The organism is Acetivibrio sp. (assembly GCF_035371925.1).
GTDB lineage: Bacteria > Bacillota > Clostridia > Acetivibrionales > Acetivibrionaceae > Hungateiclostridium.
Window position 1 is genome coordinate 1 of sequence record NZ_DAORXT010000017.1, and the last position, 12,264, is coordinate 12,264.

5 protein-coding genes are annotated in these 12,264 nt (G+C 37.9%); all 5 read right to left on the minus strand.

Annotated features, from left to right (window positions below; all coding sequences use genetic code 11):
* Nucleotides 1-728: hypothetical protein (locus PLH43_RS04015; protein ID WP_324360338.1), on the minus strand; the 728-nt coding region annotated here is incomplete at its 3' end.
* Nucleotides 729-806: 78 nt separating this feature from the next.
* Nucleotides 807-7,580, minus strand: coding sequence for a S8 family serine peptidase (locus tag PLH43_RS04020; RefSeq protein WP_324360340.1), 6,774 nt, complete (start codon nt 7,578-7,580; stop codon nt 807-809).
* A gap of 207 nt (nt 7,581-7,787) precedes the next feature.
* Nucleotides 7,788-9,167 (minus strand): ABC transporter permease, encoded by a 1,380-nt coding sequence (locus PLH43_RS04025; protein WP_324360342.1) that lies wholly within the window; start codon nt 9,165-9,167, stop codon nt 7,788-7,790.
* Nucleotides 9,154-11,568: a hypothetical protein gene (locus tag PLH43_RS04030; RefSeq protein WP_324360344.1), complete on the minus strand. Its 2,415-nt coding sequence runs from the start codon at nt 11,566-11,568 to the stop codon at nt 9,154-9,156. The genes PLH43_RS04025 and PLH43_RS04030 overlap by 14 nt, the downstream gene beginning before the upstream one ends.
* The gene (locus tag PLH43_RS04035) at nt 11,555-12,244 is read right to left on the minus strand and encodes an ABC transporter ATP-binding protein (RefSeq protein ID WP_324360391.1); all 690 of its coding nucleotides are present in this window, start codon (nt 12,242-12,244) and stop codon (nt 11,555-11,557) included. Before PLH43_RS04035 ends, PLH43_RS04030 begins: the two co-directional genes overlap by 14 nt.
* Between the last annotated feature and the right edge of the window lie 20 nt (nt 12,245-12,264).

The following is a 12,264-nucleotide window of genomic DNA, read 5'->3' on the forward strand; positions in this document are numbered from 1 at the left end:
GGTACTCTCTTTGCTTTAATTCTGCCCAAACCGTCATATGCATAATATGTTGTATAACTTCCAACCGTTTCAGCACTTAATTTCCCATTTTTTAAATATTTCTTTCTAATCGTTGGCTGCCCGGTAGACTCCACAATTTCAACTCGTTCATGATAATCCATTGTGGTTTTTGTCTGGATACATTCGCCAGATGTATACACTCCGTTTTTGTAATAAACGTTTTTGATATCAACCTTATTTTTCACTGTAAATATCTTATCGTCTGACAACTTTACTGTTTTATCCACAGCTTGATAATCGTACTCTTCCAATATTACAGGAGATACCACCCATTCATTCTTTTTGAACTTCTTGTATTTCAGTCTGTTCAATTCATCATATTCATAAATATATATTGTTCCATCAGGCATTTGCTCCGTTTGCAAATTACCGGCATTGTCGTAGGTATATTTTGTTATGTATTCTACTTTGTTATCTTCGTCGTCAACCAAAGTCTCAACCACAGTTTTTAATCTACCGTTCCAATCATAGAAATATTGGGTTCCATCGGCATCATCTCCATGCTTTTCATATTGAATTGGAGATATTTCCTTAATCTTTTTACCATAGCCATCGTAAACAGTTTTTGTAGTACTGTTCCTTTTTCCGTCACTTACGGTTACTGTTAATTCCTCTTTTACATTTTCTTCATCTTCATCTCCATAGGAATATTCCGTTTTAAAGCTCATTGGAGTAATCTTTGACTTTATTCTTCCTACATCGTCAAAGGTATATTGGGTTATTTTCCCTAAAGAGTCTGTCTCAGTTTATAAATATCCATTGGTAGAATAAGTATATGTTGTCGTTACTCCATCGGGGTCTGTCTCTTTTTTTATAAGCCCGTTAACTTTATAACCATTTTCTCCAACGTTGTAGTATTCGTATTTTGTGACTGCATATATAGCTGAATTACCGCTTCCTTCTATTCTCCTCTTAATCTCTTTAAGACGCTCTTTATTGGTTCCATCGTATACGTACTGTGTATAGGCATCGGTTTCATTGTTTTCCTTCATTTCCACTTCATCAGTCAGATTGTTCCAGAAGGTTATATTGCTACCACTGCGTTGATAAAAATAATCATACTCATACTTTGTCCTAGGAGCTGAGTCTACTGAAGCATCTGTTCCATCGTCAATGAACCTCTCTGTCACCACTCTAAGATTACCGTTTTCATCTGTTTCCTGAACAGTGGTATATCCGTACTTATCCTTTGTATACTTTCTAACAGATCTGTTTTTGGATGTTGCACCGAGAGATTCATTTTCCTCTCTTGTCAGGTTTGTCGTATCGACCCATTTACCATTTATGTCCATCTTGTACTTGTATTCAACAACGCTTCCGTCACTATACTCCTCGCGTATTGGCTGTTTCAGGAAATGGCTGTACGAAATCGAAACGGAAACATTGTTTTCATCAATAAATTTCCTTTCAAGTTTGCCGGAAATCTCTTCAGAATCAACATTCTCACCGGCAACCGGATCAATGTATCTCCAATACTTTACCTTATCGTATGCATCTGTCTGTTTGTATATCCTTCCGGTGTCCTCATCATAATAATTTCTCTGAATAGTTATAAACTCTTCAACACCGGTTTCTTCATTCTTTTGTTCAGTCTGAATTTCCCTCAACTTCTTTACATTCTTTTTGTCGGTTGATATATCATTCTCCGCTGTATAATAAGTATACTTAGTAGCTTTTCCATATACATTGACGACCTGGTCAAGATGTCCTGTTGTACCGTTCAGCAAATATTGAACGGTTCTTCCTATATTGTCACTTACAATAATAGTATTTGAAGTTGAATAGTTAAAAGTTAATGCTCTTCCTGCATTATCACTCACGCGGGTAATTCTATAAACTGAATTTACGTATTCTCCCTGTATATTTACCCTGTTTTTATGTTTGTCTTCTATCCACACAAGCCTATATACATTATCTGATGTGCTTATCTTTTTAAACCCATACCGTGTTGTATCACTCATAACAAGCACATACTCACCGGTATTTGTCATGTATTCCAGATGATCGTAGTTTCCATAGGATGCAGTAAATCCGTTCGTCTTATTTCCTTCAAACACCGTAGTCTTACCTGCTCCAAGCTTGATTTCAACTCCTGATGAATGCTTGGTTACATACCATGATGCCACATAAGCTGTCTTTCCATCTGAAAGCTTAATTTTATACCACTCATTTCCATTTGAATCTCTTTCAGTTACAGGCTGTCCATTAACTGTTTCAAGAAGCAGAACAGCATCTCTTGGAACAAGACCAAAAGATTTACTATTCACAGTTGGCTTTTCTCTCACATTTAGAGCAGATGCTGTCACTTTTCCGTAATTGCTTATTTCTATGAGTTTTGAATCGTAATTAAATCTCCATCCATATCCAATTACAGTCTTTTCTTCAATATCCGAAGAGTCATATGTTCTTACAAGTTCAATCGGAATACCCGGAGAATCAATCTTTAGATCCGAAACTTGTGTGGAATAGTCACCCGAAAGCATTACATCTCCCACGGTTTTCTTTACAATTGAACCGGTATACATCTTTAGTCCCGGAAGAGCTGAAGGTACATACTTCTGAGCCTTATTCATGTACCCATCTTTGTTTTCTCCTCCGACTATATAAATTTGACTGTATACAACCGCTGTTCCAAATGAACTTCTTGGTTCTTCTACATAACCTGATCCAGGAGACACAATAGATCTTGTCATCTTCTTCCATGTGTTTGTCTCAGGATCATATTCTTCAACAACTGCCAAATGGTCAACTCCATTATACCCGCCAAGAGCGTATATCTTACCTTCTACAACTTCCAAACCAAGGTTTGCTCTTTTATACTGCATACTGCTGCATGTTGACCATATATTATTAACAGGATCATATTTTTCAACTGTTGCGAGGTACCCGCTGGCATTATATCCTCCAACAACATATATATATCCGTTAAACTCAACAGCTGCAGCTCCGCATCTTGCAGTCGGCATATTCTCTATGGTTTGAGTCTGACCTCCAACTGTACATTGCGTTGTCCACTCTTTCTTTGTTATGTCAAGGTCAAATACCTCAACTTTATTGCTGTAGCTTCCGTCAAATCCTCCTATTGAATATATTTTATTTCCAAAAGATGCAACTGCTACTTTTGTTCTAGGAGTCGGCATTTCACACTTATTCTCACCTATAACAGGATCTATATTAGTCAAAACCCTTGAACCTGTTACACTGGAGAATTCTTCAACCTCGCCAACATATCCGTTAGCATTTTCTCCTCCTATTACATAGATTTGGTTGTTAACTTCAACTACTCCCATATCTCTTCTTGGGACTTTTAATTCCAGCCTGTGTTGATTGCTTCCATCAATTACGGTCCACTTACCTCTTATTGGATCATATTCTTCTATAACTTTGAGGTAGTCTCCGTTATATCCTCCAAAAACATATATCTTGGCTCCTGTTGTAGCAGCCGCCGTTCCCCCTCTGGGTATTGTGTTTTTCTCAAGATCTTCAGTTGTTCCTTCTCTAGGCGTTGAACTTGCAAATGCCTCAATAAGCCTTATCCAAGCAACTTTTGAAGAAGGTTCTCCAAGTATTAAATCATAGCCTGTTTCAAGAGGTTTTGTTATCTCTAATGTATAAAAGTGGGAATTTTCTTCATTTGATTGAATAACTACCTTGTCAAACCTTATTGTCTGAACACCGTCACCACTCATAATTACTTTGTGATTTTCGCCGGCTGTAAAATTACGCGGATTACCACCAGCATTGCTATTTTGGATAAAATTACCTTTTACCTCAAGTACGCCAGCAGCTAGACATTCCTTTCCATCACCGCCTCTGCTCATATTTTCATTCTTCTTGTGATCAAATAATGATATAGTCTCAAAATTACCGTTTACAAGTATATAATCTCCCGGATTGCGCATAATAAGTCTTGCATTTCCGGATAAAAGGAGATTTCCCGTTACATATAGCGAACCTCCGTTTATATTCAACGTTGCATATGTCGTGGTCGTTGGTTCATTAATCGTAAGATCTCCCTTAATTACGAGTGTATGACCGTTTAAATCCAATTCTCCGCTGGTAAGCGTGAAAGATGTACATTCTTCATTTTTATACAGTTTGTACTTTACAATGGGATAATCAGCAGTAGATTTTGAGAAATTTATAACCAAAATCATGACGTCTTCCAAATTTACGACACCATTGTCGTTTAAATCAGCTTGGAAGCTATATTCCTTCTGTCCCCTTACCGTGTTAATTCTCGCTATTATTACCGCTATATCGAATATATTGATCGAATTATCGATAGCAACATTTTCATTGGTAAGATCACCAATATACATAATTAGCGGGTCTTCTTGATTGCCAATTATAGTCTCTTCAAAGATTGTTGCAACATTTTTTAATTCTCTCTTTAAAAATCTTTCCTTAGTTATTGTTATATTATAGTAACCCGACGGCAATTGGACAAATTCAAAATATCCGTTCGAGTCCGTTGTCACTGTTCGAATTACAGATTCATTTTCAGGGGTTGCTCCTTTCAATTCAACCAAAAATCCCTCTTTTATGTTTGGATTCTTGCTGGTAAAATTTATGTCTATATACCCTGATATCTTGCACAGTGAAGTTCCACAAAGTGTTGTAATCTGTGGAATATTCGCCATATTCGAAATACTTAAACCTTCCGGAACATATACAGGAAGATCTTTATTAATTATCTGTGGCTGTTCTATTATAAAGCCTTCGGTAATTTTTTTTGCATACCAGTCGATTAAGCGTATTTCATCAGCATCAGGTTCTTTTGCATTATAGAATTTTAGTTGTATCCGGTTGTCTCTCAGCACTTTAAATTTAATAACAGCAACAGTTCCATCCACTGGTTCCGGCATACTGTTTCTATATGGTTCAATGTCTATGTAACATAATGTCAGTTGAATATTTCCATTATATGGGTCATGTGATGCAAACTGAAAAGGTAAATATTTCTCATCCAAAAATATGTCTCTTCCCGAAGGCATGGTATTATAGCCATAAGGAGTTAAATCATCTTTGACCGGCATTACAACATTAGGGTCATAAGCGAGGTTCAACTCAATACCTGCCAATTCAGCGAATTGTTTTACCTTCACAGTAGCTGTTATGATATCTCCTGTCGAAGCTGTGGACCTGTCAAGCTCTACATATATTTTCGAAACAGTATCTTCATCATGTATGCTAAGAGTATACTGATCCGTTTCGGAAAAGCCTTCAGCCGAGTAAACCATTACATAATAAACATCACTATTAAGCTGAGTTATTATTGTTTCATCCAAGTTGCCAACATTCATGGAACGAGCAACTTCAAAGAATCCCTGATATATTGAATACGAATACACAACAAGGTTATAATCATTACCCTCAGGAATATTCTGAAGTCTTATTCCAACGTTCATATCTTTATTTACAATAAATCTATAAATGTCACAGTCATCGATATTATCTATAGTTGCATATATAGTGCTTCCTATATCAATTGACGGCCTACCATAATATCGAACATCATAAATATTGTCATTGACTTCATAATTATCCGGTTCAGTTATAGAGACCATTAGCTCATAGTTTTTGATAGAATTCGCCCCACTGTATGAATATACTCTAATATAATATCTTCCGGGCGTATCAATAATTTTGTCTATCTTCTCATTATTGTTTCCCGCCGCATATGAATAATATTTCATTATTAAATTAGAATTATATACTTCTAGGTCATAATCACAGTTAACAGGAATATTTTTTAATGTCACACTCAATTTTCCTGTTTCGGTGATATCAATAGCAAACCAATCCTCATCGGTATTAATATTCAGTGTTGCATAAACCGGTATCCCGTCTGTTATAGGTTGTGCTGTTTCAAAACTGTCGTTTGGCTCATAAGCATCCGGTTTATTGTTGTCTGAATATACCAATAGTTGATAATTGTGATGTTCTGCCGAACTATCAACACGGAAAGCGTCAACAACTATATAGTGAACTCCTGTATATCCAGCTGTATGCGTAATGATATCATCGCCCCTTGCTGAATAGGAGTAATTTAAAACTCCCTCTTCACTATCCAATAGAAGCAAATCATAATCGTCCAAGTCGTCCATTCCAGTGAGTCTAATAGTGTACGATTTGCCCGACTCAAAATTAATTGCATAATAGTCCCGATCAAACCTTTTTTCCATTGATCCGAAAACTGTACACTCACTTATTGCCTGTGCAGTATCAATAGAGTGGTTAGCATTATTGTCAAAAACATAGCTTAAAATTGATACATCTTGTAAAACATAGTGATTCTCACCAGGGTATGGTTGAACAAAAAGCTGTGAAGAAGTAGTAGATTCTTTGTACGTTGCCGAGGTTACACTTGGATGAGTTTCCTTTATTTTATGTATTTTATCATTATTTTCCAATAAAATTACATTGAGCTTTTCCAAATTCTCCTCAGAGTCGTCAAAAACTCTTTTTTGCTTTACAATTGGCTTAGGAACCTTATTATTTCCTTCTGCAGAAGTATCATAAACAAACCTGGGTTCCCTAGGATTGATTGGTTTATTTTCTTCTTCCGGTTCATTTTCCTCTTCAGGTTCTGGCTCCTCGCATATCGGTGTTTCATTGAGAAGGGCAGCATATGCGTTAAGTCTTCCCGAGGTTTTTACTTTACCCGAAAGCTTGTCCATTTTTGTTACGTTATTTAGTATTCTTTCCTTTATTTCAGATGCAGTTAAAGTTGCATCGCTGCTTTTAATAAGAGCTGCTGTAGCTGATACAAATGGGGCAGCCATTGAAGTTCCACTCAAATAATCATATCTTTCCAAAGTAACAGTACTCAATATATTTGTACCGGGAGCAGCTATATCAACATTCTTACCATAATTTGAAAATGCGGCAAGATTTCCATCACTTCCTATAGCTGCTACAGAAATAATATTATCAAGATCAAAGCTGGCAGGGTATACGGGATTTTGAATTGTGTTGGTAGATGCATTTCCGGCAGCACACACAAATAATGCGTTGCTTTGTGAAATAACATCCATAAGGGCCTGATTATATTCACTTCCACCCCAGCTACAGTTTATTATGCTTGCACCCATATCTACAGCATATTCAATAGCTTTTATAGCATCCGAGGTATATCCGCTGCTTCCTTCAATAAATTTTACAGGCATTATCTTAACCTTCGGTGCTATACCAACAACTCCAATATCATTCATTTCTGCAGCAATTATACCCGCAACGGCTGTACCATGTATATCCTGCGTCGAAGAGTCGTTTACACTGTTGTCGTTGTTTACAAAATCCCAGCCGTTTACATCATCAATTAGGCCATTGCCATCGTCATCAATTCCATTGACTATTTCACCCGTATTTGAAAATATATTACCATCAAGGTCCGGATGGCTGATATCTACACCTGTATCTATAACTGCTACAATGACTTCTTCATCACCAGTTGTTATATCCCACGCATCCATGACATTTATATCAATTCCTGCTAATCCCTTTTGTCCATTCACTATCTGTCCATTATTTAAAACTCCCCACTGCTTGTCAAAGTGCTCATCTTGTGGAATAGCAAATGTATTAAGTTTGTAATCGGGTTGTACATATTTTACATAATGAATTCGTAATAAAAAACGGAAGCTAGTTTTACATCTTCCGAAAAACACAAAAGACAGGTACAATAACCTGCCTTTTGTTATAGAATATAATTAGCTTACAACTTATTCATTCTTTATTGCCTCTAATGCACTAAGCCTCATAGCCCTCTTAGAAGGGAAATATCCTGCAATAAGTCCCACAAGCACTGCTACTGTAACTGCTGCCAATGCCAGCCATAAAGGTATCACTGATATCGACGAATCCGCCATATCCGGCATAATCCCTGTGGCAACATTATTAATAACTGCAGAAATTCCATAGCTGAATCCTATCCCAACAACTCCTCCGAAAAATCCTATCATACCGGCCTCAAGTAGGAACATTCCCCTGATATCCTTTAGATAGCAGCCCAAAACCTTAAATATACCAATTTCCCTGGTTCTTTCATATATGGACATATACATTGTGTTGGTTATACCTAAAGATGCAACGAGAAGAGAAATAGCACCTATAGCTCCCAAAATAGCCTGAACTATCGCCATAGTCTTCTTCATTTCGTTTCTGGCATCTGCAAGGCTGTACGCGCCAAATCCCATTTCCTTTATCTTGTTCTGCACCTCTTCAACCTTGTTTACATCAGTGACCTTTACCAGTACTGTTTCATAAGTTGGATTTTTGGAAGATGACCTTCCCATGCCGGAAGATGAGTTATAATAGTAAACACCAACTTCACTGCCTCCTTGGGATGCGGCTAACCTTTTTTCCTCTCTTTCGTTATCCTGTATCAGCTTTTTCAGGTATTTTATATTCATAAAGGCTGAATAGTTGTGTTCTCCGGTTTCTTTTAGTATTCCAACTCCCTGAATCCTATAGGTCTTCCTTCTGCCGCCACTTCCCCCATAGTTCTCACCATAGGCCAGGTCGAAGGTCATAATTAACCTATCCTCGAGAACATTTATAGGTGGCGGTTGACTATCGTCTCCGATGACAATCATTCCGTCTCTTCCCATAGCCCTGGGATTATAAAAGTAATAAGGAACTTGACTTCCAAAAACAACTGCCCCTTTGTCATCTTCATTTAAAAGTCTTCCCTCGGCTATTTGAAAGTCAAAAGCCTCCATTTTTGACGGATTAACTCCAATAACGTCCACATGGGCTACATACCTTCCTGATGCAAACTTGAGGAATGCCCTCAATTGCGGCATGACAGCCTCGACCCCTTCAATCTGCTCAAACTCCTTGACTGCTTTATCGTCGAGGTTCTTTTGCTGCGAAGAGTCACCCATATCACCGTAATAATAGTAGTTATTGACAGTTATGGTATGTAAGCTTCCAATCCTGCTAAGCTGATTCTCAAAAGCTCTGTCCATCCCGACTCCTATAGACATCATTACGGCAATGGATGTTGTCCCAATCAATACACCTATCAACGTCAACAGGGTTCTGGTCTTTCTTCTCAGCAGGTTTTTAAATGCCATCCCTAATACGTCAGAAATTTTCATACAAATCAGCTCTCGCTTTCTTTCTCTTTCTTAAAACTACTATGAGAATTACAACACCTGCTATAACCGGCACTAAAACAACAGCAAGAATAAGAATTATACGTCCGGGGAAGCCACCCTGTGCATTGTCCATCGGCATTCCCGACATATCAGGGTCCATAACCATGGGATCGCCCCCCATCATGCCCGGATCTCCCTGAGCAAAAATCTCAAACTCTTTTTCTATTTCTTTAACTTCACCGGTATTATCTTCAAAGGTGAAAACAACGCTTCCTTTTATCTGTCCATCCTTGTTGGGTATAATATACGCTTCATAGTAATCGCTTCTGCCGGGCTCAAAATTTCCAACAAAATATTCCGAACCGGGCTGCAGATCAAAGCCTTCTCCCTTGCACTTAATCATAAGATTGTTTAGGGTTGACTTGCCCATATTATAGAAATTCAAAGTCACGGGAACCGGCTGACCTACAAATGCATCCATTGCAGTTTCTATTTCACTGATTTCAAGCCTTTGCTCCTGCATAACAGGTATACTGATGCTTTCTTTCAAGGTATATGCCTTGTTCTGTTCATCTTCATACTCAAAGTTAATATTAAGCAGATAGCTTTTCGGCGCAGCATCGAATTTTGTAGCAAAGGTCATCTTTTTAACAACTCTCGCTCCAGCTTTTATTTCGTCAATAAAAATAGTGCTGCCGCTTTCTCCTGCCGGTAAAAATACTCCTTCATCTGCAAGGAAGGAAATACCCATATTTTTTACAGTCATATTCCTATGGGTGTTTAATATGCTAAGCTCTATTTCAAAGCTCTTTCCTGCTACCGCCTGGCCTGTGGATATGCTGTAACGGTCAATTATAATTCTTGGTGTGGAAGTACTTTCTTCTTTCTTTTCTTCCTTTGGATTTTCAACATAGACCCCCACATACTGGGTAACAGTCTGCTTTTCTTCATCATCGTATTCCACGTTTATTGAAATAGGATAGTTTTTGGTGGCTGCATCGGTTAATGCAGTGAAAACAAACTCAAAACTTTTTTTCTCCCCGGCCTTTAATGAATCAATCATAGATATACTTTGGGATTTGCAGATAATACCGCTTTCTGTTGTCACCCATACCTTTACATTGGAAAGCTCTTTTGTCCCGTTGTTTGCAACATCAAAACCAACTTTAAAGTCCTTATCCGGTGCAACAACTCCTGACGGAGAAGTAATATTATCGATTTTTAATGAAGCTTTCCCGGCATTTTTCTCCTCTATCGGCACATAATATGTGAAGCTTTCGTTATATGAATTTCCAAACTCATCCTTATAGTCAACGGCTATCTCAAGCGGAAAGCTCCGAACATTTATCTTGTCGGATACAATAAGGTTAAAGCTCAGCTTGCCCGTCTTGCCTCCATTAATGTTTTTCAAATAACTAACGCCTGAAAGCTCGGAATAAATCCCGTCATTGCTAAAACCCTTCAAGGTTACTTTCACATCTTTTGCGCTAAGAGTCCCAAGATTTTCAAGCTCTATGGAAGCACTGAATCTGTCTCCCGGTGCCGGCTTATTCGGAAGCATCTCAATGCCTTTTAAAATCAGACTGGGACTTTTATCGTTGTTTTCAATATTAACATATATAACTTCCGATGAAGAGAACAAATCACCATATAGATTGCTATATCCGATATCCAGTTTCAACGGATATGTACCGCTTTTGGCATTCGGTTTTACAACCAGGTCAAGCTTTATCTTTTTTTCAGCATCGGGCTTAATCTCATCAACCGATACTGAAAGATGCCCCGTTGGTGCCGAAAAAGGTGATTCTGCCGAATCTGCCGCCATGGTTATTTGAATATCTTTTGCTGTAAAATTGGATGTATTTTTAATGGGAAATTCGACCGAAACATTCTTTCCATCCTGCTTTGCGGTTACCTTTCCCACAATTCTGAAAATCGGCTTGTATTCGGATGTGTTGGTTTGTGAACCTCCGGATGACGGTTCCTTTTCTTTCTTAACGCTAAGATACAGCGTCTGGGAAAATTGGTCCGCATTGCCGCCCTTTTTATAATCAAATACCAAATTCAGCTCGTTCCCTGTACCTTTATAGACAAGCTTAAATTTTGTAGAACCCTCATCACCACTGTTCAAAGTTCCCAGAGAGTTGGCCTGAGGATAGCCATAATCAATATAGAAAGAAGAGCTCTTATCTACAGAAACATATACATTTTCCAAGGTCTCACCGGAAGCGTTTTTATAGTAAACACTAAATTCAAACACTTCGCCTTCAGAAACATTGTTTTTAGATTGGCTTGACCCCATAACAACAATATCATTTGCACCGGCATACACATTAACACCTAGCAAATTAATTAATAGCACCAAAAGTGCCAAGATGTTTATAATCTTAATTCTGTTCATATGTAACCCCCGCATATTGATTTTCTTCTATTTTTTCAATTTTTCCGTCCAAAATATAAATTATTCTGTCAGCCTTTTTAGCAATATTAAGGTCATGGGTAACCATAATCAAAGTTTGTTTGTTTTCCTTCGCCATACCTGCCATGAGCTCCAAGACTTCCATGGTTGTCTTGGAATCCAGATTACCTGTCGGCTCATCGGCAAAGATAATTTCCGGATTTGTAACAAAGGCTCTTGCTATACCTACTCTTTGCTGCTGACCACCGCTCATCTGGGTGGGCTTGTGCCTAAGATGCTTGGATAGTCCCACTGCTTTGAGCAATTCAACAGCTCTTTTCGTTCTTTCCTTCTTTGAAATACCTTTAAACATAAGAGGAAGGCTGACATTTTCGACTGCAGTTAAATAGTTGACAAGATTATATGCCTGAAATATAAAACCCACATTATCCTGACGAAATGCCGCAAGCTTCTTTTCGTTAAGCTTTTCGATACTTACATTCTTAATTCTTATGCTTCCCCTAGTTGGCTTTTCAAGCCCGGCAAGGACATTCAAAAGTGTTGATTTTCCGGAACCTGAAGTGCCTAAAAAGCAACAAAACTCACCTTTGTATATATCCATGTTCACATCTTGAAGAGCTACTACCTTTTCCGAACCGACTCTATAGATTTTACTCAGATTGGTAATACTTATTATCG

What these genes read in the sequence shown, in the direction of transcription:
- PLH43_RS04030 (WP_324360344.1), bottom strand. Translation starts at nt 11,568, where the DNA reads ATGAACAGAATTAAGATTATAAACATCTTGGCACTTTTGGTGCTATTA.
- PLH43_RS04025 (WP_324360342.1), bottom strand. Translation starts at nt 9,167, where the DNA reads ATGAAAATTTCTGACGTATTAGGGATGGCATTTAAAAACCTGCTGAGA.